Source organism: Haliscomenobacter sp., from assembly GCF_965225875.1.
In the GTDB taxonomy this organism is placed as follows: Bacteria; Bacteroidota; Bacteroidia; order Chitinophagales; family Saprospiraceae; genus Haliscomenobacter.
Map to the genome: position 1 here is coordinate 2635111 of NZ_CBDDBS010000003.1, position 26493 is coordinate 2661603.

Genomic DNA, 26493 nt, shown 5'->3' on the forward strand with positions numbered 1-26493 from the left:
AAGTAACCGAGCGGGGTGTATGGGTGAGTTTGTTGGGAGGTTGTAGAAAAACACCCTTGGGCTAGCAGGAATGCTTGTTCCTTGCTTAAAAGTATTTCCCCAGGGCCATAAACAAACCAATGCCTTTGAACCATTTATGCATGCTGATGTCGTTTTCCCGAAAGACGCTGTCACCACTTAATTGCTGGTATACGGGAATAAGCACTCCGGGGTTGATGTAATATTGACTTGGTTGAATTTTTTGAATCAAACCGAAGTAAGCAGAGCTTCCAAAACCCAGGGGTCTGGCGTTTTTAGTCTTCAAAGCAGTGTTGTCGTATGTAATCCGATAGCGCTGCGAAAAGGTGTAATAATAAGTACAATCAGCTCCAAAGTTCAAAGCTATTTTGTCATTCAAAGTGTGTTCACAGGAAAATCCTACTGAACCAGCAAGATTGTTGTACTGGTATTGGTCGGTGTTGAATAAAGGCTGAATACCAGTGGGATGCGTATAGTCAATTGTTCGGGATGGAATATCGTCACTCCAGGGAGATGAACTCCGCACTTTATCAATTCCCAGCTGATGATAGCCGACTCCTGCCTTTAGCTTGAACCACCTGTTTACAGGAAATACATAAGACATTGAAAATCCGTAACTCATTCCCCAAAGCTGCATGGAATTGGTGTACGAGCGCTCACCATAACGGCTGGTGTAATCTGCGTGTTTTTCATAACGGGAATAATGTAAAAGTTCGAGGCTAGCTTGGTTTTGGCTGGCTGCAAATTGAGCAAAGGAGCCCAAAAAAAGCAATAAAAGTAGTCTTTGCATGGCCCATAATTTAATTGTTAATTAATTTGAGTTTAACTTATTGCAATCAAGTCCCCACTATATTAATGTTTAGACGTGCAGGCCAGGTGTGTGGTTGGAAGAGGCGTTTCCAAGTTCTAAGTTGCGACGATCAGCATTGTTAGCATTGTTCCTTTTCTCATTTACATTTTATTTATGGTTGTCAATACCTGAATGATGCATTGACTTATTTAGCATTTGGTGAGACTTTCAACTCCCTTCGGCCCTGTTCAATATTCAGAATCTCCTCACCAAATTGACTGACTTTCGCCAATTTGGCGAGCTGTTTCCGTTTCAGGATTTCCTTCCAGATCACCGGATTGTCCAGCTTCCCTTCGATGAACAATTCGGTCCAATGTTCTATTTGTAGAATGTCCAAAAACCAATGCGGCGGGCCAAAGGGCAATTGAATCCATAATTTATGCAGTTTTGGCAACTTGTTCAATTGCTCAAAGTGAGCGGGTTTGTGGTCGTTCATCGTAAAACGAAACTCCCGCAACTGTTGGAGATTTTCTATTTCCGCCGGAAAATCAAGCATGTGCCGGTTGAGGCTGAGGTCTAGTTTTTTTAATTTTTTACTGCTGAGAATCGATTCTGGAAATTCTTTTAACGAGCAATTCCGCATGCTCAGGTCCTGTAAATTCGGTAAAACGGCCTGGATGTTGGCACCAAAGTTAGCATTGAGGTGCAGGGTTTTTAAGGCAGGCAAAGACTGCTTGATGGTCAAAGCGGGTTGTTCTTCCTGATATGAAAGGTCTATTTCTTCCAGCTTGGTCATCTGGTAAAACTGCTCTGGAAATTCGTTTAAATGGCATTTGTACAACCCTATTTTTTTCAAGCCAGACAGTTTCGCCAAATCATCAGGCAAACGGGACAGGGCATTTTTACCCAAATTGATTTCCTGAAGGCTCGGCATTTGTAGCAATACCTCGGGGAATACCTCAAATTCACAGTCAAACAGGTTTATTTTGGTCAACTGTTTGAACCCTAAAATCTCCGCTGGAAGGCTTTCTAAGTAATTACAGGATAAATCCAGGACGGTTAACTCGGTCAGCTCAAACAATGCTTGGGGAATGTCTTTCAGCCCCATTCCACCCAAATTTGCTTTTGCGGTATTGGATTGCCTGGCTTTAAGTATTTGCCGCTCTAAAGGGGTCAATAAGGTCGTATTTTTTAATAAAGTTTGCCCCTTTCTCATCGCCTTTAATACCTGGTCTGTGTTGAGGACTTCTTCTCCAGGCAGGTAGTACTTCTTCTCCAAGACATCCTGGAAATCATAGACTTGAAACTCGGGATGTTCAATGGATGGCTGTAGACCCACCACGATGCCCCTTTTTATATGTGCAGCTGTATAGGTAAACGAGTGGTCAAAAGACAGAATCAAATCGGCTTCTATTTGCCCGTTTATGGTCAGTTCACCGTGGTTGTACACGCCAGCTACTAAGGTTTGAGCTACACTCACGTTACCCCTGAAGTAGCAATCTCCGCCGCTTACAAAGAGGTTCTTTGCCTTAATATCGCCCTGCACGATGATCAGTGGGCCATAATCGGTTTCTTCCTGAATGATGTACCCCTCAGCATGCAGGTTTTTTAGGAAAATAGCGCCGTAGTAGGATTCGGACATAAAGGTGACATCCATTTCCAAACTTGAAGTATACACCTCATTTTCAAACACGTAAACCAGCTGATTTTCGTATTTCTCCAGAATGTAGTCAGGAAAATGCCCTAACTTGTATCGCTCAATGGCTGCTTTAAAAGACATGGAGATGCCTTCGTCTAGTAAGGTAGTAGTGAGGTTTTGGTGGTTCATAATGGTGGTTTAATGGGGAGAGTTTTGATGGAATGAATTACACAGCAAGCGGCTTTTTTGATATCACCTACACACAATACTTATCAATTAACTGCTGTTCCTCTCCATTCGCTTTTGCCTTGTTGTACATCCATTTTAATAGCGGGAATATCAAGGTCAAAAACCCCGGAACATTCATGTCACTCATGCAGATTATGATTGCCGCATGCTTTAAACTTTTAGGGATGGTGTTATTATCGGTAAGCCCATCTTCTGCCAATCCGTATAGAATCCTCAATGAATTTTCAAATCCGGTATGCCCTGGCGTTAATTTAACATTGAATTTAATTTCTTGGTCAGTTGGGTTAAAGAAACCATGCAATGACATTGGCTCAACAGTGTAGGTTTCTCCCGGTTTTAAAATTTTGGTTTCTTTTCTCCCCAGTTTTAATCCCAAATCTCCGTCTATTGCAGTAAAAGTTTCCGAGTAGGTCTTGTGGTAATGAATTGGATTGCCTCCTTTAGGCATCAGGGTGATTTCTGCCTCGCTTACTTTCCCACCCGATTCTTCGGCGGTCTGTAAAAAGGTTACAGTGTCTTTAATGATAGGATTTACGATTGTCCTTTTCATCGTGGTGTATTTTAGGTGTTATTAGCCTGACCTACTTGAATATAACATCAAGTTTGTCAGGCTTTTAAAAAACAAAAGGAAGTTACGTAGAATAAGTATATCGCGCAAGTTGTTTTTATCCTTCCTATTTTGCTTTTTTCACACCATCCTCAACCTCTCCTCCTCCAAATCAATCTGATACAACTGTTGCCGAATCATTTCCTCATCTACATCCGGGTCTTTGTTCAGCTCGGCGAGGTATTGCCTTTGGCTTTCCAGCAATTCCAGAAAAATGGGTTTGGTCGTTTCATTCATCCAGCTATCGTCGGTGGCTTTGGCCCGTTCTTCCCATTGCAGGATGAATTTTTCTATGCCAGGGTGCCCCTTGAAGTCGGTTTCGTATTTACTTTTGAGGAATTCATAAATGTGTTGTTTCAAGCCACGTTTCATGTTTTTCCGAGCGGCTTCTTCTTCCTCCTCATTCTCCATGGCACCAAAGAGACCACTCCGGGTAATGAAATAGGGCAAGGTAAGGCCCTGCACCAACAGGGTGAGCAAAATGGCCACAAAGGTGATGAAGAGGATCAAATTGCGTTGGGGAAAGGCTTCGCCATTGTCCAGAGTGACTGGAATGGCCAGGGCCGCTGCCAGGGATACCACCCCGCGCATACCCGTCCAGCCCAATAGCAAGGGAATTAACCAGCGCCTTCTGCGCGAGGAGGCCTGAGGCATCACACTGGGCCTGAAGATCATGGTCGCAATCAATGCCGCATATGCACTGATCATTCTGGCCACAATCAGCACTACAGTGACCAATACGCCATAGCCGATCGCAGTACTTAAGGCAATCCCTTCCGAGCGCAATCCTTTGACTACCTCTGGCAAGGACAGGCCAATCAGTAGGAACACCATTCCATTCAATAAAAACACAAAGCTTTCCCAGACACTAAAACCCCTCACCCGACTGGTGCTATTGAGAAACATAAGCCGGTGTGCCGACATATACAAACCGCCCGCTACCACTGCCAGTACGCCTGAACTGTGCAACTCTTCCGCTACCCAATACATCAAATAAGGCTCTATCAAGGTCATGGCAATATCCGAGGGTGCATCTGTAGGTAGCAACTTGTGCGCCTTAACAAAAATCCAGGCCAGTAGCAACCCAATCCCCGCGCCACCAATCACCATCCACAAAAAACTCAAGGCTGCTTCTTGCCAGATGAACTGTCCTGTTCCTACCGCCACCAGGGCAAAGCGGAAAATGATCAGCGAAGAAGCATCGTTCAGCAAACTTTCTCCCTCAAGAATGGCAGAGGTCGACCTGGGTATTTTTACAAATCTGGTGATGGCTCCTGTGCTCACCGCGTCAGGAGGCGAAACAATACCACCCAACAAAAAGCCGATGGCAATGGAAAAGCCCGGAATGAAATAATTGGTGGCAATGGCTACAGAAAACGCGGTAAAAAACACTACCAAAAACGCAAAACTCGTAATGATGCGCCACCATTTTTTCATCTCCTTGAAGGATACCGACCAGGCTGCTTCAAACAACAATGGGGGCAGGAAAATGAAAAAAATCAACTCAGGATCAACTTTCACCATGGGCAAGCCCGGAATCAGGCTGATGATCAATCCAGCGAGCACCAAAAGAATGGGATAGGCAATTTTTAGCTTGATGGCCCACATGTTCAGGAGCACAATGGCTGCGATCATTGCCAGGAAAAAGGGAAGGATTGTATGCATGGTCAGGTCAAACTTTCTGCTAATGTCAAGATAAGCATTGTCTGGATAAAGCGTTGTTACTTCAAATTACGCAACGCGCAAAATCTTCTCCATCTTGCGACCTTTGGCCAATTCATCCACCAACTTATCCAGGTACCTGACCTGCTGAGTCAAGGGGTTTTCAATGTCCTCTACCCGATAACCACAGATGACACCGGTGATGAGTTGCGCGTTTGGATTGAGTGAAGCTTGTTGAAAAAATACTTCAAAACTCGCCTTGTTTTCAATGAGCTCTTGCAGCTTTTTTTCATCGTAGCCGGTTAGCCACTCAATTACCTGCTGCAACTCTTCTTTCGTTCGGCCTTTCTTTTCCACCTTGGTGACGTAGTGGGGGTATACCGAGGCGAAGGTCATTTTGGCAATTCGCTCATCGTGGTTGTTGCTGTTGTTCATGTGGTGTTTGTTGTGGGTCAAAAGTATTTAAATTTTTATTTCATAACACAGCTCCACCATTCCATTTTGATAGGCAGTTACATCCTTCAGGTGCAGGGCTTGCTCCTGTTCGATGTCCTCAAAAAATGGTTTCCCTTCGCCTAAAATGATGGGCAGAATGGTCTGCCGGATTTCATTGGCCAATTTTAACTGAAGGAATTTTTTGACCAGCATAGCCCCTCCTACTACCCAAACGTTGCTATAATTTGGTTTGAGTCGTTCCTCCACCAATTTGGTCAAATCACCCGAATAAATTTCAATATTCGGCCTTTCAATAGGAAGATCCCGAGAGGATATTACAATCGTTGGCGTATCACCATAAGCCCAGCCGTAATTTTTGGAAAGCTCCAGAGCGAGTTCGTAGGTACGTGCCCCCATCACGTAACAGTCGATGGTTTTGAGGAAGGCTTCCGGGTCCTGCCCGGTGACTCCGTTCTCGTAATGATCCGTTGTCTCAAACCACTCAATGCTGTTGTCGGGTTTGGCAATTTTGCCATCGAGGCTGGAAACCATGTGGATGGTGATGGTAAAAGATTCTGCGGTCATTGTTGTTTGGAGCATTTATTAGGTGTTAAAAAAACAGCAATGTAGTAGCTAAGAAACGGAAATTATGGCAATAAGAACTACATTGTTTTTGTTGGTGCACATGTAGAGGTTTGAAATTTCCACTACTTTTGGCTGCTCATTGAAAGCAACAACAAAAGAAAACAACACAGCATATGGAGATTCATCCAGGCAATCACGAGATAAAAGACGTTTACAAACTACTGACTGCGGCGGTCACCCCACGCCCCATTGGTTGGATATCCAGCATCAATGCCAAAGGTGAACGAAATTTAGCTCCCTTTTCCTTTTTTAATGTGGTTGGATACGATCCGCCCCACGTTATTTTTTCACCAATCAGCCCCAACGGCAGGAAAAAAGATACCCTTGCCAACGTGCTTGAAACAGGTGAGTTTGTGGTCAATATGGTGACTGAAAACTTGGCGGAACAAATGAATAAAACCTCGGCCCCATTGCCACCGGAAGCCGATGAATTTGAGTTTGCGGGATTGACGCCACAAGCATCTGTGTTGGTAAAACCGTTCAGGGTCCTGGAGAGCCCAATTCATTTTGAATGCAAATTGGTGCACCATTATTCATTTAGGGACCGGCAAAACGGCTCTACCGTTTTAATCGGGGAAGTGGTATTGATCCATGTGGCGGATGAAATCCTGAAACCTGGTTTTAAAATTGACACCGATTTGTACAAAACCATTGGCAAAATGGAAGGTGGAATGTATTGCCGAACGAGCGACCAGTTTTTTATTTCAAGAGACATTCCCATCAAGTAGCCTTTAGTGGCAGGTATAGTGTAGCCCATTTTTACCCAAAATTTAAACCAGCTTTGACCAACGCCTGAAACACGTTCAATGAACAGAATAACTTACTTAGCCTTGTTATTGGTCTTTTGGGGAATCCAGGGCTATTCCCAAAAAGTGATACGGCTATACGCAGAAAAAACCACAGAAAATCAACCCATTAAGGAGTCCATCACCTATACTACTACTGGGGAAATCAATGTCATCAGCCAAGTAACTGACCCCAGCATTACCGTTTATTTACCTGATTCCAGCAAATCCACAGGCGCTGCAGTTATTTTGTGCCCCGGAGGCGCCATGCGTTTTTTGTCCTGGAACAATGACGTGATCAAGATGGCAAGGTGGCTTAATGCAAAAGGTATTGCGGCTATTGGGCTCAAATACCGGTTGATGGCAGATGCCCCACCCGTTACACGCGACAGCATGCGGCCCTTTGGTGCCCCTTTTCGCGTAGATATTGCCGATTTTGCCAAGTTCAACAAAGCCAATGCAAATCCGTCTACCGAACCCCAGGCCATTGAAGCCGTGCATAAAGCGGCTGGTGATGCAGCAACCGCCTTGCGCATGGTCAGGAATCACGCAAAAGAATGGCATATTGATCCATCCAGGGTTGGGTACCTCGGTTTTTCGGCTGGCGGTGGGGTGGCAACTGCCGCTACTATTTTAAATACCGATGCTTCATCACGCCCGAATTTTATTGCCACCGCCTATGGACCTTCCTTGATTGACGTAATTGTTCCTCAAAATGCACCGCCTCTATTTCTTGCCTCAAATGTGGACCACCCAAATGTAGCGGCAGGCTGCCTTGCTCTTTTTCTGGAATGGAAAAAAGCGGGTTTTTCGGCTGAAATGCATTTTTACAGTGGTGGAAAAGGTGGTTTTTCCCTCGAAAAACAAGGCAATACCAGTGATGCCTGGAGCGACGCTTTTTTAAATTGGCTGGTCGCACAGGGAATTCAAAAAACCACACATAAACTGGTTGAAGAGGGGGGTACGGGGCCTTTCAAAGCCATTGTATTGAGTGAAGCGACCTTGCCTGAGCATACCATTTACCGCCCCCAAGACCTCTCAAAAGTGGGAAAACTGCCAGTTATCCTTTTTGGGAATGGCGGTTGCTCCAATTCTTCAGCAGGGTATCAAAACTATCTGAATGAAATTGCTTCCCGTGGCTACCTCATCATTGCCAATGGACCTTTTTTGCCTCCGGGGGGTATTGACGATCAAAATAAAAAGACCACTTCTCAGCAATTGATGAATGCGCTGGACTGGATTACAGCCCAATCCAAAGACAAATCAAGTGTATATTATCAAAAAATTGACCTCAAAAAAGTGGCAGCCGCTGGCCATTCCTGTGGTGGTTTACAAGCTATTGAGGTATCAGGCGATCCACGAATCAAAACTACTTTGGTGCTCAATAGCGGCGTTTTGAACGGCCCTCCACCGTCCAACATTACCGGCTTACCCAAGATTGGAAAAGATCAACTCAAATCCTTACATGCCCCCGCTCTTTACATCATTGGCGATTCGACCGATGTGGCCTATCCCAATGCCAGGGATGATTTTTCTAAACTCCAACAAATCCCCGTGGTTTTAGCCAATCTGAATGTAGGGCATGGCGGAACCTATAGACTGCCTCAAGGAGGAGCATTTACCCCTTTGACGCTCGACTGGCTTGATTGGCAATTGAAGGGAAAAAAAGAAAATTCCAAAAAGTTTTTGGGCGCTCAATGCGGGTATTGCAATTTTCAGGGCTGGCGCATCGAGACAAAAAATTTTGACAAACCCTAAAATTTCTAATAGCCTTTACACTTTACAAACCCCCATTTTCCATCTTTCTTCGCCGCTGCCAATCCTTCCGATACCACCGGAAAAGGCTCATTTTCCAATGCATCCTTTCCATCGAGCAACAATTGGCCGTCTACAGAAAACACCGCTGAGATCTTCAAATCTCGACTCCAATAAAACCTGGCCTTATCGCCAATGTACCAGTTTGATTTTTGGTATTTCAGCGATTTTTTCTCTTTATACATCACATAAACGCCCTGCCCAATGTACTCTAGGGGCTTTTTTGTTTTTTCGCCCAAGGAGTTCAACTTTTCATCCAGCAACTGAATGGTGTTCCCTTTCACTACGGTATATACGCCATCCGGATTCCAAAGGATTTTATCAAAAATTGCTGGCTGTACAATCTGGCCCATGGTATCGATTAAACCTTTTTTAGTATTGCCATTTTGATCGGCACCCCAAAATATGGCCTTACCATTGGGCCAGAAACTTTCAACGTAAATGAATGTAAAAGGAATAACTTCTTCCCCCTTGCTATTGATGTAACCCCATTTTTGGGTAGCAGCGTTTTTTACTGGGAGCATTCCATACATCAGTTGGCCATCACTGAGCTCGACTTCGGATTTAACCACCTGACCTGCCACATCAAATATTCTTCCCTGGCCGGTATCGGTAACTTTGGCCAGCCAATATTGCTCATCCAGGGGGATGACTACATCAAACAGAAAATCAGATAACTTTTCAAGCCGATCGCTGTACAATTGCAATTTACCGCCATTGCTACAAGCGATATGCTGGCCGACGATTTCCAATCGCCACCAGGAAGGGGGTAAGATGATCTTTCCATCTGGCGTCATCAAGCCGTAGCGATCCTCATTTCTGAACCTGATTCTCCCGAATTGTATCTCGGGGCTGATTTCCTGAAAATAAGCGGAGTGCTTCTGCTCTTCTGCATTGAGCAGGCAATAACCTTTGGACAAAGCGTAAGCTCTGAAAAGGTTGCTGCCCATGTAATGAATGGAATCAAATTGGGGAGCCACCAGGATATTGCCCTTTTCGTCTTTAATCCCCCAATAAGCATCTTTTTCAAAAATAAACCTTCTTCCTGAACTGGTCTCAACCAGAATGCTTTTTCCAAGGGGTTGGAGTGCTGCCCAAGCGTTGCTGTCGGGCGTTTTTCTGATTTCAAACACCTGATTTGACTCGTCAGTGACCTGGTATACCTTTTCCTCCCCCAGTTCTGCTTTTACAAACCACGGTTCAATCACCCAGGCTCCGGAGGTATCGATAAAGCCCCATTTTCCACCCTGCTGCACCGCTGCTATGCCCTGCGCAAAAGCGAGTACGGCATCGAATTGAGGCTCGATGTGGAAGGATGGCGACTGACAGGATGAAAAACCAAATCCAAACATGAATATCCAGATTAAAGCACGCATGTTCTACTAGGCTTTGTGATCAAGTAGGTCCACCAGTGCGTTTTTGCCCTTTTTTGCTCCTTTATTAAACCGATTAATAAACGTACAATGCTGGCAAAAATCTTCGACCAACACCCCATTCAAAAACCCATCCCGCATCTTGGTAAAACGTTCGCTATTGATGATGTCGCTCAATGTTTGCTCTTTGACATTGCCCAAATTGATCACCGCGTTTTTGTCCAAACAACAAGGAACCACCGAGCCGTCGGCATGGATACCAATGTGATTGACCGCGCCATGACAACGGCCCTGAGTACCCTGATGGGGCAGTAAAAAAGAGGGCCATTCAAACCGGGAATCAAAATGCAGGTAAAGCCGGTTCCAGATTCTTTTGGATTTGATCAGGCCTAGTTCGAGGTTTCGGTTGATTTCTATGTTGAAGTAGGCTTCGATTTTTGTGTAGATCTCCTCATTATCGGAATCATTACTTTCCTGATTCCACAATCTAAGGTTGGTGTACAATTCTGGTCTTACCTCATGGGCAGATTGTACAAATTCAAAGATGGGCAAAAGGTAAGGTTCGATGTCCCGGGTCGGGAAATTGTCTTTGAAAGCTTGCAAGGAGAAGTTGACTTGCCGGACGCATTTGGAATTGATGAGCTGATCCTTGTACTTTTTGATCAGAATGCCATTGGTGGTCAGATCGATTTGGGTATTGTATTGTTCACAAATCTCCAGAATTTGTAAAAATTTGGGATGCGCCAGGGGCTCCCCCATCAGGTGCAAACAGACGATTTCAGTCAGGGGTGCCACTTGTTTCAGAATGGCCTCAAATTCAGCAGGATTCATTAGTTTTTTATCCTTTTCGACCACCGGACAAAAAGAACACTGCACATTGCAGATGTTGGAGATTTCGAGGTAGATTCTTTTGAACATGATGCTTGCTAATCTGAACTTAGTTTAACGAATGGCTTGTGGCAGCTAGCCCATTCTATCCAGTTGAAAACAGGGGTAAATTTACAATAAACCATCAATCAAGCAATCCCCTTATGTTTTGATGAAATCCACCATGAGCCGGGGTCATTGGTGGTATCTGTCTACGTAAAACCTTAATACGGAATTCAATTTTTGACGTATATTTAACAATTACCTAGCCAAAGTTGGACGAATGAGAAACGCAAAAATATTCATCAGCTCTTTCATACTATTGATTTCCCTTTCATTAAGTTTGTTGGCTCAGCAAAAACAAGACCTCGCCTTCGCTGAAGCTGTAAAAAATGGAGTACTTGTAAACGAAGGTTTTAACCGAAGCATCAAGTACGTCAATGCTTGGACAAAATATGCAGACCCTGGCACAGGCCTGATTCCTCGGAACATAAAAGAATCCAAAGATTATTGGAATGCCTGGGATGCCGCTGCTGATAATTATCCTTATATGGTATTGACCTCGTCTATTTTAATGCCTGAATATTTAAATACCACGGCTTTGAACATGCTTAAAACGGAGCAAAACCTCACGTCAAGAATTGGAAAACTTCCGGATACTTATTCATTTACCAAAAAAGGCTTCCTGAACGAAACGCCTGATTCAAGCCAGATCATATTTGGTGCCGCAGAATACATGAAAGACGGATTGATTCCCCTAACCGAATGGCTCGGACAAAGCCCTTGGAGTGATCGGATGTTGGGGATGTTAAACGACTTGCCAAGCCTTACCAGAATTGTAAAAGAAGTGAAAGATGGTAGATTTGGGAAAAGTGCAGTTGTTGAAGTCAATGGTGATTTGCTACAAGTCCTCACCCGCATGTATTGGTTTACGGGTAAACGTGAATACCTGGATTGGGGGGTAGAAATTGGCGATTATTATTTAAATGATGAACGATTGCCCACCGTGGCTATGGATCGTCTCCGCATTCGAGATCATGGTTGTGAGATTATTTCTGGCTTATGCGAAGTGTATTTGGCCACTTATTATTCCATGCCCGAAAAAAGAAATCAATGGCAGAAATACATTCATCAGATGCTCGATCGCATTTTAGCAATCGGTCGCAATGCTGACGGCCTTTTTTATGATGAGGTAAACCCTATTACGGGTGAAATTCTCTCCGAGCGGTTGGCTGACAATTTTGGATACACCTTTAATGCCTACTATTTTGTACACCAAATCGACTCAAAACCAGCGTACCAAGAAGCGTTGATCAAAGCCTTGAGTGCGCTAAATAGAAAATACCGAAATCACAACTGGGAAGGAAATGCCGATGGCTATGCCGATGCCATTGAAGGTACGCTGAATTTATACAACAGAGTGCCAATTCCATCCGTAAAGGAATGGCTAGACAGCGAAATAAGGGTACTTTGGGCATTTCAAAAACCGGAGGGGATCATTGAAGGTTGGCATGGAGACGGCAATTTTGCCCGAACTACTTTGATGTATTGTCTTTGGAAAACGCAGGGGATTGTTCCTACTTCATGGGACGAGCAGTTGAACATCGGCGCAGTTGATGACAATGGGAAGTTGAAAATAGCAATATCCTGTAAAACTGGATGGGAGGGACTACTCAAGTTCGATTTGCCCCGATACAAAGACTTGATGCATTACCCTACAGATTACCCAAGAATCAATCAGTTTCAGCAATGGTTTACTATTGATGCTTCCAAAAAGTATACAATCAAGACGGCAAACTTAAAACCCAAAACTGTGGATGGTGCCGAGCTAATCAAAGGCTTACCTGTAAAAGTAGCTCCAGGGGAGGCCGTGTATTTGACTGTATCAAAGGGTAAAGATTAGATTTTGGAGGGCAGACGCAAAAATGGGCGCTGACAACTACACTATGCACTGCCCAGGGCTAGTTAGCTGGTTTTTTTATCAAATATTTCAATTAACTAACCATGAGCTTTTTAGAAATAGTTCAAACTGTTTGTTTATTTGCAGTACCAATTAGCATTACGTTTATGCGATCACTTTCAATAAAAATTCATGAATTGCGAGGTGATAAATATGCTCGATATTCACCGCTTGAAACGAACATTCATATCATTCCAATTCCGCTCTTTCATTAACCAACGGGTGATGAAAAAATTATTGCACTCAAGAAAAAAAGAAACATTTATGTGTATGCAGTGTATTCATCAGTCGTTCTCCTGGTTTTAGCAGAAATTTTGAATCAAATTTTAGCTTTGTCCTAGTAAGTAAACAATGTTTTGGGTTGTGGCAGCCAAGCCCAATCGTTCCTCCCGACTGCTCTTAGCTGCCCTCATTGCAAAAGTCTATTCTACCAGAGTGTGGAATTTGAGACTACCCGCTGGTACGGGTCAGGAGATCGTACACCAGCGTTGTGCCTTGGAAATGGGTGGGGTAGGTATGTATTTCACAGTATTTACTTTTAAGTGATTTATCATTGCCTGTTCAGTGCCATTCTAAAAATAGGCGAATACCTTACTTGTTCGCATAGTACATACCAATACCCGCCAAGCGTGAAGCGTTCTGGTCACTTATCCAAGGAAATTGCCGATGTGCATTTGTCTTAATCGCCACTTCTTCGATTTTACCCAAGCAGCATTGTTCGGCTAAATTATAAATAAAGCTTTCTGCTTTACGGACATAGGTTTGCAAAATGTCAATGGTCTCTAGGCTTAATTCGGGGTATTTTTGCTGCATGCGGTCGTGGATGGGTTTCTGAAAATTCTCGCCCCACTCGCTGCTGAATGTCAAGGCCTGATTGATTATATCCTTATGCAATTTTAAATTAGGCGCGATTTCAAATTGAGTTGTTGTTACATCGGGCATGGTTATATTGAATATTTCCCCTATTTGTTTTTGTGCATTTTCTCTCATGATTTGGTCTTCGTTGGGAATCGGATTGCCAAAACCATCTTTATAAACTTGCCAGAGGGTGTCGGATTTTCCAGCTACTGGTTCAATTGGTTTTGGTTTTTCGGGGATAAAGTTTTCTGCAAATTTTTGAAAATGCAAGACGTGTTTGCCGCCTTTGGGATGATCAATTTCAAGTACATAGTCACTATCGGGCAAACCCAATGTATCAAAAAGCATTTTAATACTACCGCTTAATTTGTCTGTTACCAGGGCATTTTCTATGATGGTTTGCGCATTTTTATCAACAATTCGATAATTACCATAACCATTCCCGCCATATTCAGGCAGCCAAACTTGCAGTTGTTGGCAATCGGGATAGTGAACAAATTGGGCTTGTAATATGCCAAGTTGGTCTGCATTATCGCCTGTATTTTCGATTGTTCCAAGTTCTATAATGCCGTTATGTGGTATCATTTCTGTCATTTTCAATCGCGTTTAAAGATAAAAAACAATAGCCCGAACCCTGCTAACAGGCAAGATGTTTATAGAAAATTTCTTCAAAGGATCTCACCAGCAAAGCTAAATTTCTTTGTCATTTGATAAGCTACTTTCGTTGGTTGTTTGTGTCGCGTTGCGCATCCGAATAAGGGAAAATTGTAAAGTTGATTGAGATACTTCCTGAGCTAACGGTAAAAGTGTCGGCAAAAAACGAAGTTCAACTCCTCTTTTGAGTAGCTCATCAAGTAGGTTATCGATGGGACGAATTGAAATTGGTGTAACTGCCTTGTAAGAAATGTAGTAACCAGCCCCTTCGTCCAACAAAATAAAATCATCAGTAGGAAATTCGTAACAATAAAGCGTTGTCTGTTCAATAAGGTCACGCCATTTGTTTTCAATCGCAACAACATAGCCTGAAGCGTTTTTGCCTAAAAATATTTCCTTGTCCTGCTGTGAAGTACCCTGCTTAGCATAAAATGTAACTCGTGGACAGTCCCTTGGCAAAAGATAGTTGTGTAGAAGTTTGTCGGTGATTGCAAAAACGACCTCTCCATTTATACCCTCGTAATGTGAGGGAGATGGTCTCGGCTCAAACCTTTTTATGGATGGATCTTCGCTGATGTGATACAATCTGAATGAATTTGTCAGGTTCTCGGTCATGGTCTGAAATTACAGTTTTTTGGTGCTCATTTTTTGGCTATCAGCTGAAAGCTGAATTGTCGTCATAAGTATGCCGCTAACCTGGACACTCCCCTAGCACAACCTTTCCCAAAAGTTATTTACAACAAAGGCAGCCAAGACCAATCCTTCCCCCGACTGCCCTTAGCTGCCCTCCTTGCAAAAGTCTATTCTACCAAAGTGTGGAACCTGAACCTACCTTATCGCCTCATTCCCCCGCACCCCATTTCTGATCCTCACCGCATCCAGCACGTCATAAACAAAAATTTTGCCGTCGCCAATGTTCCCTTCGGAAGCATTGGTGAGGATGACGTCGATGCACTTTTCCAGGTTTTCATCGCTTACTACGCAGATGATCAGGATTTTGGAGTGCAAAATGAGTGGAATCTCCGTTCCACGGTACACTTCGGCATACCCTTTTTGTAAGCCTGCACCTTTGACCGGCATTACGGTCATGCAGGGAATTTCCGCAGCTACCAGGCCAGCTTGTACGGCCTTGAGTTTGGAAGGTCTTATGATGGCTTCTACCTTTTTCATGTTGAAATGTTGAGCTTTGGTTAATCAAAAGTGGTGTAAGCTTCCACCCCGTACTCGGCGGAGTCGATACCCGCCAATTCCACGTTTCGGTGTACCCGAATACCAATCAATTTGTCCAATACCTTGAACAAGAGGAAGGCAGCAACAAAGGAGAAGGCGCCAATCACGGCCACTCCCTGAAATTGCACCCACAATCCGGTCCATTGGCCCGTAGTAAACAAGCCGTTTTTGAGGGAAAATAAACCTACAGCCAAGGTTCCAAAAGCGCCATTGACCCCGTGCACCGCAACCGCTCCAACCGGATCGTCGATGTGCATGCGATCGATGGTGATCACGGCAATATCCACCAGGATACCAGCTACCAAACCAATCAGCAAGGCCGAACCCGGAGTAACCACATTACACCCAGCGGTGATGGCCACCAAACCAGCCAGAATGCCATTGATCACCATGGTGATGTCCACCGCTTTGTGGCGCAAACGGGTGTACACCATTGTGGAAATGCCCCCCATCGCCGAAGCCAAAAAGGTATTGACCGCCACGGTGCCAATCATTTCCCACTTGCCTACGGCGCCGAGGGTAGATCCTGGATTGAAACCAAACCAACCAAACCACAACACAAAGGCACCGACCGCAGCCAGGGTCAGGTTGTGCCCCGGAATCGCATTGATGGAGCCATCGGCATTGTATTTGCCGATGCGTGGGCCCAGGGTAATCGCCCCAGCCAGTGCCGCAAATCCCCCCAGGGTGTGCACGACCGCAGAACCCGCAAAATCATTGAAACCTTGCAAAGCCAGCCAACCCTTGGGATTCCAGGCCCAATTGGCGGCCATGGGGTAGATCAGGGCACAAAAAACGGTCACGAACGCAGCGTAGGCCCACACCTTCATACGTTCGGCAATCGCCCCGGAGACGATTGAAATGGCCGCCACCGCAAAGCCCATTTGGATGAACCAAAAGAGGGTGTTTGAAACGGTCAGGCCCAGCCCCAGATCGTAATCCAGGATGCCCAGGCCAAAGGCAAACCAACCGTTGGAGCGACCATAAGCAATGGCAAATCCAACGCCGTAAAAAGCAATACCGCCGAAAATGACATCAATGATCACCTTGGCGATGATGCTGATGGAGTTTTTGGAGCGGACAAAACCCGCTTCCAATAAGGCGAAACCGCCCTCCATCTGAAAAATTAAGGCAGCACAAAGGGCTACCCATACAGAATCGATGGCATGCACCAATTCTGCCTGGTTTTTCACTAATTCTTCCATAAAGTTGAGTTGAAAAGGATTGATAGGGGCAACGCGCAGTACGTATACCCAAGAATGAAGTGAGTAAAAAACCGGTGAAAAACAGTCTTATGCTTTAGTTGAAAAAAGACATTAAACGGTTCCGTTCACCGCTGTTGCGAAGATATAAGGTAACTTTATACCTAGATGGGTTTGAATGGCTGGAATTTGAGGCATTATTTTGGCTTTTTTACGTTGGCCACGAGAGGTGGTCAAAAGAATGCTCCAATTTTTGGCGTTTTACCCAGCAGTACAGAAAATTGTTCAAGTGTACTTTGCTAAGAAAAAAAAGCTATTTTTAAACGAAAAACACAGGTAGCCCTAAGCATACTATACTTATGAAAACGCACCTTGCCCACCTCATGCAACGCAGTTTTCAACGTGCGTTGCAACGTTCTGCACCGGACTATTGGCGTAGCCGCCGCCAGTTTGTGCGTCAGTTTACGGGGCTTTCGGCCGGGGTTTTAATGGGGCAATCCTTATGGCCGGAAATGGCCAAAAAACCTAAAGTACTGATCGTTGGGGCGGGAATCGCAGGTTTGAGTGCAGCCCATCAGCTCAAAAAAGCAGGCATCAAGGCGCATTTGTACGAGGCTTCGAATCGGTTTGGTGGTCGCATGATGACCTTGCGCAATTATTTTGGGCCAGGTTTGACCACTGAATTGGGCGGGGAATTCATCGACGCCTATCACGAAGACATGCTGGCCTTAGCCAAAGAATTCAACCTGGAAATTTACGACCTCAGAAAAGATGAAGCTTCGCTCGAACAGTCCTTGTACTTTGGTGGAAAGCACTACACCGAAGCAGACTTAAGCAAAGCCATTGAGCCCTATATCCCTCAATTCCGGGCCAGTTTGGAAAAACTACCGGAAGACTTCGAACAAATCTCCTACCACAACGCTGAATCCTGGAAAAGCCTGGACCAACTCTCCATTCCGCAATACCTCGACAGCATTGGTGTAAAGGGTTGGCTCAAGGATTTTTACCACAGCAACATGTCGAGTTATTACACGATGGATGCCAGCGAGCAATCGGTGATTAACCTTTTTCTGCTTTTGGGTTTACCCGCAGTTGGGCATGAACACGAGGAGCAGGAAGAAGTGGCTGAAGTGTTTAAAATCCGGGGTGGCAGCCAGGCCTTGACCGAGGCCCTGGCAAAATCGCTGGAAGGGCAAATTAAACTCGGGCATGCTTTGACTGAGATCATCAAAAACCCTGACGGCACTTATACTGCTGCGTTTGACCACTTGGACAAGCCCAAAACAATCAAGGCCGATTACCTGATTTTGACCTTACCTTTTACCAAACTGCGGGAAGTAAAAACGACCGGCTTCCAGTGGTCGCCCGTCAAAGGCAAATGTATTCAGGAATTGGGTTATGGCAATGGGGGGAAAATCCTCTTTGGCTTAAATGAACGCATCTGGCGCAAACACTGCTTCCAGGGAGGCTTCAATACCGACTTACCCGCTTACAGTGGTTGGGACAGCAGTCGCATGCAACCTGGCGATTTGGCCAGCCTGACCGTTTTTGGTGGCAGCAACATCGGCCACGATGCAGCCAACTTGACCCAAAATGAACTAATCAACAAATACCTGCCCGGCCTGGAGCAAATGTGGCCCGGATTTAAAGCTGCCACCAACGGTAAAATGCACAAGTTCTCCTGGGAAAATTACCCCTTCAACCTTGGCTCCTATACCGCGTATAAAACCGGACAATGGGCCAGTTTTGGCGGCGCCGAAAAAGAACCCGAAGGCAATATCCTCTTTGCAGGGGAACATTGTAGTGTGGTTTTTCAGGGGTACATGAATGGAGGAGCGTATTCGGGAAGGGTGGCGGCGGAGAAGCTGCTATTTGAACTGAAGGCAAATAAAGCTGGATAAAAATCTGTTTTTCACTGTTCCCCTGGAACATTCATCCAACTTTGGGACACCCTAAGAGCATCTTTAACCTTAAAACACCACCCAAATGGCAAAAACATCCTTAATCAACATCCTCAAAAAGGCCTACCGCCTTGCCAGACTCAGCGAACAGCCAAATACCCCCGGGGTCGACGAAATCAGCGAATGGTACCAAGCGCAACAGCGGAAAAACTGGTCGCGCCGCAGCTTCTTGGAAACCTCTTTCCAGGCGGGTATCGCCATAGGTGGGACCAGCCTTTTGGGCGGCTATGCCATCGCTGGAACCAGACCATCCTTTGATACTTCAGCAAAGGTTGTGATTGTTGGGGCCGGGATCGCCGGTTTACATGCAGGCCATTGTTTGAAAAAAGGGGGCTTCCCTGGGGCCGGGATTCAAATTTATGAAGCCAGCAACCGCACCGGAGGCCGCATGTTTACCAGTAAACTTTTTGGCAATGACATGACCACCGAATTGGGTGGGGAGTTTACCGATAGTGATCATTTGGACATCCTGAATCTGGCCAAACAATTCAATATTACCGTTCTGGACAAGGAATCGGATGACCAGCTCATTGGTGATGCCTTTTTCTTTAATGGCAAGCATTATACCTTGAATGATGTAATCGCCGCCTTCCAGAGTTGTCGGAAAAAAATCGCTGCGGATGCCAAATCCCTTGGCAAAAACTACGATACCCCACAGTGTGAAAGTTTGGACCGCACTACACTGAAAGCTTACCTCGAAAGCCTGCAAGCCGATTCCTGGTTTAAAAAAATGATCGAAGTAGCCTACGTTGGGGAGTATGGCCGATCAACCGAGGAACAATCGGCTCTCAACCTCATTGACATGATTGGCACCAAAAAGAAAGGCTTTAAAATATTTGGTGACAGTGATGAACGCTTTAAACTCCTGGGCGGCAACCAGCAAATTTGCGACCGACTGGCCGATGGCCTAAAGGAAAACATCAATTTGGGGCATAACCTGGTGGCGGTTAAAAACAAAGGCCAGGGGTTTGTACTTTCCTTCTCAGCAGGTGGTTCGACCAAAGAAGTAGAAGCTGACTATGTCATCATGACCATTCCTTATACTGTGTTGAAGAACGTAGAGGGCATCGATACATTGGATGGAATCACGCCCCAAAAACTCAAATGTATCCAGGAACTGGGCTATGGCCTGAACGGTAAAATGTTCCTTGGATTGAACAACCGCCCCTGGCGCGCGCTGCAACCGGCCTATCAAGGGTACATTTACACCGAAAACATTCATACGGGTTGGGATAGTTACCACCTGCAAAACCAAAATCAAGGCCCTTCGGTATTTACCATCTTTTTGGGCGACATGGCTGGTGCTACCGTTGCCCCCCAAAAGGCGGCGAGTTTTGTACCCGAATTGGCCAAGGCTTTTCCGGGCTTTCAGTCGGCCTTTTTGCCCAGCCAAACTGCGGCTATGAACTGGACTGCGAATGCCTTGCAAAAAGGAAGTTATGCCTGTTACAAACCGGGTCAATGGACGGATGTCTCGGGGCAGGAAGGGGCGCCGATTGGCAATATGCTCTTTGCAGGGGAACATTGTAGTGTGGACTTCCAGGGCTACATGAACGGGGCTGCGGAGACTGGGAGACTGGCTGCGACGCAGATATTGACCAGGATTAAGAAGTAACTCACATTACGCAGTTTTTAACCGCTGAGTTTCACAGAATACCCGCAGAGTTTCTCAGAGTTTCTTTTAGTTTTGAGGAGTTTGCCACCTGCGGTGGCGAGTGTTCAGGCACTACTGAAATTTGATTTTTTCGTACTAGCTGCTGCTCAATGCGGCCTCTGAGTACTCTTTGCTATCGCAGATGGCTCAACTTAAAACTCTGAGAAACTCTGCGGGTACTCGGTGAAACTCTGCGGTTAAAAAAAATGCGGTTAAGTCGTTACAAATGAGTCGTTAAGCGCAAAATCGCGCAAACAAGACCCCTCGAAAGTCTAAAACTTTCGAGGGGGCGCTCTGGCGTTTTACTCCAATTCTGAGATTTATGAATATAATCCCAGTGACTGTTAAAAGCCCAACACCATGCAAAAAATCACCATTGCCCTTGTCCTCATTTTCTTGCTGGGTTGTAAGCACCCGGAATCCAATGATAAACCCATCTACCATCAAGCTGCCGAATTCGAACCTGCCGAAGCCATCTGGCTCCTCTGGTCCAATTACGACCACCGTGCCGACATGCCCAACGAACAAGCCACCCTGGACATCATCTCCGCCCTGGTGCCCCATGTCAAAGTCAAACTCATCGTGGCCAATGATTCTCTGTATCAGCATGCCCGCAGCAAAATCCGCCCGGATTGGTTGGAGAAACAACAGGTGAGCATTTTTAAGTTACCTTATCAGGAGTTCTGGGCCAGAGACATGGGGCCATCCTTTGTACTGGATCGGCAAGGCAAACTGGCTATGGCCGACTTCAATTTCAATGCCTGGGGCATCGGCAGCTTACAAGATTCCATGGTAAAAATAGACGAGTCCCTGGATGAGCGGGTGGCGAAAATGATGAAACTGCCCGTCATCTCCTCCCCCTTGATCACCGAAGGAGGCAACCACGAAGTAAATGGCCAGGGCACCTTGATGCTGACGGAAAAAGTAGCAAGGGGCCGCAATCCCAAGTTGAGTTTGGCTCAAATTGAAAAAGAGTACCAACGCTTGCTGGGGGTTCGAAAAATCATTTGGCTGAAAGAAGGGCTATACGAAGACGATTACACCCAGCGCAGCCCTCTGCCGGGTCCCAAAGGGGAAAAATTGTACACCTTGCTCACCACCAACGGCCATATTGATGAAATGGCGCGTTTTGTGGATGCCCGTACCGTATTGCTTGCCGAGGTTGATTCCAGCGACCTGGACGAACCCATCGGGCGCGAAAACCTGCGCCGATTGAACCAAAACCTGCGGATTTTACAAGCGGCCAGAGATCAGGACGGCAAAGCCTTCAAAATCATCCGGATGCCTTTGCCCAAACTCATTGTAGATACACTGTACCCCGGAGATGGGACCTATGATTTGATCAGCACCAGCGATTTTGAAAACGGACACCAATTTCCCAAAGGGAAGCCAGTGCTGGGCATTGCTGCCGCCAGCTACCTCAATTTTTTGATCGCCAACGGCTGTGTTTTGGTGCCTGCCTATTTCCGTCCAGGTGCGGATGCTGAAGTAAAAAGGCGCGACGAACAGGCTCAATCCATTTTTCGTTCGGTTTTCCCAAAGAAAAAAATTATTCCAATTGACGCCCTGGCTGTAAATTTCGGCGGTGGAGGCATACATTGCATCACCATCAACGAACCGAAATCGAAACAATGAAGACCTACAATCGCCAACTCATCTTTGCCGCAGCCTGTGCCGGACTTTTCCTTTTTGGAGTAGGAGTCATCACTTTTGGCTCCATCGCTCCCGATTTAAAAGCCAAGTTTTCGCTCGATGAGCTGGAGATCGGTGGATTGTTCTCGATGTTTCCCCTTGGCATTTTGGTGGGGTCTTTGAGTTTTGGCCCCATCACCGATCGTTCGGGGTATCGGCTCCTGTTGGGGGCCTGTAGTGCGATGCTAGCCCTGGGTTTTGCTGGTATTGGCCTGGCTACCGCCTTGTGGATGGTCCAGATCAGCATTATTTTGATTGGCATCGGAGGTGGTGCCATCAATGGGGCCACGAGTGCTCTGGTGGCCGATATCAGTACCGAAAACAAGGGGGCTAGCTTGGCCCTCTTCGGCTCATTTTTTGGATTGGGTGCCCTGGCGATGCCTTTTGTACTGGGCTTATTGAAGGGAGTAGTCCCTTTTGAAACCATTGTGCTGCTGATCGCCGGGTTTACTTTTTTGTTGACGCTGGTTTATTTGGCCTTGCAATTCCCGGAAGCCAAACATTCTGAAGGCGTTTCGATGGCTCATGTTGGGCAAATGCTCAAAAATCCGGCTTTGCTCCTGATTGGCTTTTTTCTCTTCTGGCAAAATTGCTGTGAAGCCTTGATCAACAATTGGACCACCTCCTATCTCCTGGATAAACAACACCTGGATGGAAGTTGGACCTTGTACGCCTTGTCCTCTTACGTCGCCGGGCTCAGCCTCATGCGGATTTTGACGGGGAGTGTTTTTAAAAAAATTCCGGCACCCCGGATTCTGCAAATCAGCATGATCTTTTTGGTGCTGGGGGCCCTCATTCTGGGCTGGATGTCGGGCTTAAGTTGGGTATTTTTAGGTTTGATTTTGTTGGGCTTCGGTCTGGCTTTGGGTTTCCCCGTGATGTTTGGGCTCAGCAGTTCCTTGTATCCCAAAATGAGCGGCACCGCGATTGGAATCATTTTAGTGCTCTCCTTATTCGGCAATTTGTTGACCAACTACATCATGGGCTTTCTGGCAAAATCCTGGGGCATTGGCGTGTTTTCCCTGGCCTTGTTGAGTGTAACAGTGGTACAGGCTATTTTTTGCGTGGTTGTTCTGAAGAAAGTCAATTAAGAGAAGCAACGAAACAGTGCTTTGCTCGACCGACCCGAAAGTCTAAAACTTTCGGGTCGGGGTTTTAGATAGTACGTATATTCGTTAACTTGTGCATTGATTTTTGATTTTACCCAATTAAGTACCTGTGCTAGCCTTACAGTACAGGTATGCAAACAAACAAGTGCATGAACCGAATGCTCTCCCATGCCGGAAGGGATATCCCCGCCTCCATCGTCGTTTTTCTGGTCGCTTTACCACTGTGTTTAGGTGTTGCATTGGCTTCGGGAGCACCGCTGTTGAGCGGAGTGATTGGTGGAATTGTTGGTGGAATCGTCATCGGAGCTTTGAGTGGTTCAAACCTTAGTGTAAGTGGCCCAGCGGCGGGTTTGACCGCCATTGTTGCCGGGGCTTTAGGCGAACTGCCTTCCTACGAGGTGTTTTTACTCAGTGTGATCATCGCCGGAGTGCTACAAATCATCCTCGGATATATCAAAGCAGGCATCATTGGCGACTATATACCCAATGCGGTGATCAAAGGCATGTTGGCGGCCATTGGCCTGATTTTGATCCTCAAACAATTGCCCCACCTGGTAGGCTACGATGCTGACCCCGAGGGGGATGAGTCTTTTTTTCAAATCGATGGAGAGAATACTTTTTCAGAAATTTTACTTTCCCTGAACCACTTTGCACCAGCCGCGATCATCATTGGCTTCATTTCGCTTTTGATTCTGGTGGTTTACGAGTTGAAGTTTTTTAAACAAAACCGCATTTTTCAGTTGATCCCCGGGCCGCTGATTGTGGTTTTGGTAGGTGCTTTGCTCAATGCCTATTTGCAAAGCCAGGGATCCAGATTGTACCTGGATGGAGATCACCTGGTGTCACTTCCGTTAAGCGCCAATCCAGTGGAATTTTTCAATCAGCTCAATCGCCCCGATTGGAGTGGGATTGGCAATCTGCAGGTTTGGATTACCGGAGGAACCCTGGCCATTGTTGCCAGTTTGGAAACCCTGCTCAGCTTGGAAGCCATCGATAAATTGGACCCGGAAAAAGGTTTTTCTCCTACGAATCGCGAGTTAAAAGCCCAGGGTGTGGGAAACATCGTTTCAGGACTATTGGGGGGCTTGCCGCTCACCTCCGTGATTGTGCGCAGTAGCGCCAATGTCAGTTCCGGCGCAAAAAGTAAATTGTCTACCATTTTGCACGGCACAATGCTCCTGGCAGCGGTGTTGTTCATCCCCGGGCTCCTCAACCTGATCCCGAAGGCAGCCCTGGCAGCCATTTTGATTTTTACTGGTTACAAGCTGGCCAAAATTTCCATTTTTAAAGAATACTGGAAAAAGGGCTACAACCAGTTTTTCCCACTCATTATCACCGTCCTTGCTATTTTGTTTACCGACCTTTTAATTGGAATCTGTGTGGGAATGATTGCGGGTTTTTATTTCATTTTCCGCAGCAATTTCCACAAATCCATTCTCATCCTCAAAGACGAGCACCGCTACCTGATTCGCTTCGCCAAAGAAGTATCTTACCTCAATAAGGGTTACCTAAAAACGGCACTGGAAAATATTCCCGACGACCAGGCGGTACTGATCGATGCTTCAAAATCTACCTTTGTGGACCAGGATGTGGTAGAGGTAGTCAACGATTTTATTGTCAATTCGGAGTCGCGCAACATTAGGATTTACTTCAAGCGCAGACCTGGTGAAACCAAAGAAATTTTTAACGATCCGCACAAGCGGGAAATGATCTAAGCATGAAAGCATACGAACGATTACTCTTGGAAAACAAAGCTTGGGCACGGGAAAAAGTCAAAGAAGACCCCGACTATTTCCATCGTTTGGCCCAAATTCAGACTCCCGAGTTTTTGTGGATCGGATGCAGCGACAGCCGCGTTCCTGCCAATGAAATTACCGGGACCGAGCCAGGCGAAATTTTTGTCCAACGCAACATTGCCAATATGGTCATCCATACCGACCTCAATCTCTTGAGTGTGTTGGAATATGCGGTAATGCACCTCAAAGTGCGGCACATCATCGTCTGTGGGCACTATGGTTGTGGCGGGGTAAAAGCAGCCATGAGCCACAACAACTTTGGCATCATCAACAAGTGGATTCGCAGCATCAAGGATGTTTACCGCATCCATGAAGCAGAATTGACTGCAATAGGAAATGAAGATGAGCGGGTCAACCGTTTGATCGAACTCAATGTGGAAGAACAGGTCTTAAATCTGGCGAAAACCTCAATCATTCAAAAAGCCTGGAAAGACAGACAAGCGCCTTATCTGCATGGTTGGGTATATGGCTTGGACAATGGCTTGATTAAACCTTTGAAGGAAATGGCGCCAGGGACCAGGCTGGATCATATTTATGAGTATGATGATTTATGAAAGTTGAGGAGTTGAGAAGGTTGAGGAGTTGAGGCTACCGCGAGCGACTTAAGCAAGTACATTGTCAAGATCGCTCGCGGTAGCCTCAACTTCTCAACCCCTCAACTCCTCAACTTTTTTATAAGCGCAAAGCCATCGTCAGGGCCACCCCACGCGTTTGCAACACAGGACGGTTGTCGTTGCTGTTGTCTGCGTCATTGTCCAGGATGTTGTTCAGGCCGTAGTTGTACCGGAGGTCGAGGGTGACCTTGCCAAAACCAATCCCGGCTGCGCCAACCAAACCGTAGTTGATCCGTCGTGCATCGTCTTCATCGTCAAAAGTGAATTTGCGCTCGGTGATCACTTCCTGACTGCTGCCGATGGTCGTTGCGGTTTTGGTTTTTCCGCCCAATGCATAACCCAACCAGGGGCCTGCCGCGATGTGAATGCCTACCCCTTCACCTCCGTTGTTTCCCAATTGTAGTTTGGCCAGGAGCGGAAGTTCCAGGTAATTGATTTTATACCGGGTATCGGTCTTGGTGCCCAATAACTCGTAGGTGTTGCGCCCCCCACTTTGGGAAAACAGCAACTCAGGCTGAAAGACCAACAATTTACCTGGATTAAGCTCAAAAGCCAGGCCTACCACGGTACCCAATACAGATTCGTTTTTCAGCTGGTCTTTGGTGACGTTTTCTTTCTCTTCGGCAACGGTTGAAAGGCTGGCGCCCACTTTGATGCTAACCTGGGCTTGGGTTGTGATGCTGAAACAAATGAGGAGGAACATCCCCAACAGTACTTTTTTCATAGTCATTTGGTTGATTGGTGATTAAAGGAAAATTCAAATTTGTGCCAGTGACCTGGCAGGGGGAGGCTGAAAAATTGTTCGTGCTACTAACGGTCCAGCTGCCCGGTAAATTTTCTGGATATCAAGAAATTTTACGAACTGAGGGGCCGAATTG

Annotated in this window: 23 protein-coding genes; 10 read left to right on the top strand and 13 right to left on the bottom strand. The window is 45.9% G+C overall.

The window, feature by feature from the left end; translation table 11 throughout:
- Positions 1–85 precede the first annotated feature (85 nt).
- The 6 genes from ACO08K_RS30530 to ACO08K_RS30555 all read right to left on the bottom strand — a co-directional run bounded on the left by ACO08K_RS30530 (position 86) and on the right by ACO08K_RS30555 (position 6000).
- The gene (locus ACO08K_RS30530; protein WP_421800295.1) at positions 86–808 is read right to left on the bottom strand and encodes a hypothetical protein; all 723 of its coding nucleotides are present in this window, start codon (positions 806–808) and stop codon (positions 86–88) included.
- A gap of 205 nt (positions 809–1013) precedes the next feature.
- Complete coding sequence (locus ACO08K_RS30535) at positions 1014–2636, bottom strand: leucine-rich repeat domain-containing protein (RefSeq protein ID WP_421800296.1); 1623 nt, start codon at positions 2634–2636, stop codon at positions 1014–1016.
- Positions 2637–2703: 67 nt separating this feature from the next.
- A complete protein-coding gene (locus ACO08K_RS30540; protein WP_421800297.1) occupies positions 2704–3246 on the bottom strand; it encodes a cupin domain-containing protein in 543 nt (180 codons plus the stop codon).
- Positions 3247–3384: 138 nt separating this feature from the next.
- Positions 3385–4968, bottom strand: coding sequence for a Na+/H+ antiporter (locus tag ACO08K_RS30545; RefSeq protein ID WP_421800298.1), 1584 nt, complete (start codon positions 4966–4968; stop codon positions 3385–3387).
- Positions 4969–5034: 66 nt separating this feature from the next.
- On the bottom strand, positions 5035–5400 hold the full coding sequence (locus ACO08K_RS30550; protein ID WP_421800299.1) for a DUF2200 domain-containing protein: 366 nt from the start codon (positions 5398–5400) through the stop codon (positions 5035–5037).
- 27 nt (positions 5401–5427) lie between these two features.
- A complete protein-coding gene (locus ACO08K_RS30555; RefSeq protein WP_421800300.1) occupies positions 5428–6000 on the bottom strand; it encodes a dihydrofolate reductase family protein in 573 nt (190 codons plus the stop codon).
- Positions 6001–6158: 158 nt separating this feature from the next.
- On the opposite strand from ACO08K_RS30555, the gene ACO08K_RS30560 reads away from it, so the two are divergent.
- The gene (locus ACO08K_RS30560) at positions 6159–6773 is read left to right on the top strand and encodes a flavin reductase family protein (protein WP_421800301.1); all 615 of its coding nucleotides are present in this window, start codon (positions 6159–6161) and stop codon (positions 6771–6773) included.
- 78 nt (positions 6774–6851) lie between these two features.
- A complete protein-coding gene (locus ACO08K_RS30565; RefSeq protein ID WP_421800302.1) occupies positions 6852–8588 on the top strand; it encodes an alpha/beta hydrolase fold domain-containing protein in 1737 nt (578 codons plus the stop codon).
- 5 nt (positions 8589–8593) lie between these two features.
- Here the strand turns inward: ACO08K_RS30565 and ACO08K_RS30570 are convergent, their stop codons facing one another.
- Positions 8594–10021 carry a WG repeat-containing protein gene (locus ACO08K_RS30570; RefSeq protein ID WP_421800303.1) on the bottom strand — a complete coding sequence of 476 codons (1428 nt, stop codon included), beginning with the start codon at positions 10019–10021 and terminating at the stop codon, positions 8594–8596.
- Positions 10022–10027: 6 nt separating this feature from the next.
- On the bottom strand, positions 10028–10936 hold the full coding sequence (locus tag ACO08K_RS30575; RefSeq protein WP_421800304.1) for a radical SAM/SPASM domain-containing protein: 909 nt from the start codon (positions 10934–10936) through the stop codon (positions 10028–10030).
- Positions 10937–11168: 232 nt separating this feature from the next.
- On the opposite strand from ACO08K_RS30575, the gene ACO08K_RS30580 reads away from it, so the two are divergent.
- On the top strand, positions 11169–12788 hold the full coding sequence (locus ACO08K_RS30580; protein ID WP_421800305.1) for a hypothetical protein: 1620 nt from the start codon (positions 11169–11171) through the stop codon (positions 12786–12788).
- 408 nt (positions 12789–13196) lie between these two features.
- A complete protein-coding gene (locus ACO08K_RS30585; RefSeq protein WP_421800306.1) occupies positions 13197–13391 on the top strand; it encodes a hypothetical protein in 195 nt (64 codons plus the stop codon).
- A 45-nt stretch (positions 13392–13436) separates the two neighbouring features.
- On the opposite strand, the gene ACO08K_RS30590 is transcribed toward ACO08K_RS30585, so the two are convergent.
- From ACO08K_RS30590 to ACO08K_RS30605, 4 genes are all read right to left on the bottom strand, one after another.
- Positions 13437–14297, bottom strand: a complete 861-nt coding sequence (locus ACO08K_RS30590; protein ID WP_421800307.1) for a hypothetical protein — start codon at positions 14295–14297, stop codon at positions 13437–13439.
- 96 nt (positions 14298–14393) lie between these two features.
- The gene (locus ACO08K_RS30595; RefSeq protein WP_421800308.1) at positions 14394–14972 is read right to left on the bottom strand and encodes a DUF6886 family protein; all 579 of its coding nucleotides are present in this window, start codon (positions 14970–14972) and stop codon (positions 14394–14396) included.
- A 213-nt stretch (positions 14973–15185) separates the two neighbouring features.
- Positions 15186–15527 carry a P-II family nitrogen regulator gene (locus ACO08K_RS30600; RefSeq protein WP_320029564.1) on the bottom strand — a complete coding sequence of 114 codons (342 nt, stop codon included), beginning with the start codon at positions 15525–15527 and terminating at the stop codon, positions 15186–15188.
- A 20-nt stretch (positions 15528–15547) separates the two neighbouring features.
- The gene (locus ACO08K_RS30605) at positions 15548–16792 is read right to left on the bottom strand and encodes an ammonium transporter (protein ID WP_421800309.1); all 1245 of its coding nucleotides are present in this window, start codon (positions 16790–16792) and stop codon (positions 15548–15550) included.
- A gap of 356 nt (positions 16793–17148) precedes the next feature.
- Between ACO08K_RS30605 and ACO08K_RS30610 the strand changes: the two genes are divergently transcribed.
- The 6 genes from ACO08K_RS30610 (at position 17149) to can (ending at position 25555) form a co-directional block, all read left to right on the top strand.
- Positions 17149–18690 (top strand): flavin monoamine oxidase family protein, encoded by a 1542-nt coding sequence (locus ACO08K_RS30610; protein ID WP_421800310.1) that lies wholly within the window; start codon positions 17149–17151, stop codon positions 18688–18690.
- Between the two features lie 85 nt (positions 18691–18775).
- Entirely contained in the window at positions 18776–20365 is a 1590-nt protein-coding gene (locus tag ACO08K_RS30615; RefSeq protein WP_421800311.1) for a flavin monoamine oxidase family protein, read from the top strand.
- Between the two features lie 399 nt (positions 20366–20764).
- The gene (locus tag ACO08K_RS30620; RefSeq protein WP_421800312.1) at positions 20765–22039 is read left to right on the top strand and encodes an agmatine deiminase family protein; all 1275 of its coding nucleotides are present in this window, start codon (positions 20765–20767) and stop codon (positions 22037–22039) included.
- On the top strand, positions 22036–23187 hold the full coding sequence (locus tag ACO08K_RS30625; protein WP_421800313.1) for an MFS transporter: 1152 nt from the start codon (positions 22036–22038) through the stop codon (positions 23185–23187). The genes ACO08K_RS30620 and ACO08K_RS30625 overlap by 4 nt, the downstream gene beginning before the upstream one ends.
- A gap of 167 nt (positions 23188–23354) precedes the next feature.
- The gene (locus ACO08K_RS30630) at positions 23355–24920 is read left to right on the top strand and encodes a SulP family inorganic anion transporter (RefSeq protein WP_421800314.1); all 1566 of its coding nucleotides are present in this window, start codon (positions 23355–23357) and stop codon (positions 24918–24920) included.
- 2 nt (positions 24921–24922) lie between these two features.
- Positions 24923–25555, top strand: a complete 633-nt coding sequence (can, locus tag ACO08K_RS30635; protein WP_421800315.1) for a carbonate dehydratase — start codon at positions 24923–24925, stop codon at positions 25553–25555.
- 118 nt (positions 25556–25673) lie between these two features.
- Here can and ACO08K_RS30640 read toward each other — a convergent pair whose 3' ends face one another.
- Positions 25674–26339 carry a porin family protein gene (locus ACO08K_RS30640; protein ID WP_421800316.1) on the bottom strand — a complete coding sequence of 222 codons (666 nt, stop codon included), beginning with the start codon at positions 26337–26339 and terminating at the stop codon, positions 25674–25676.
- Positions 26340–26493 lie beyond the last annotated feature (154 nt).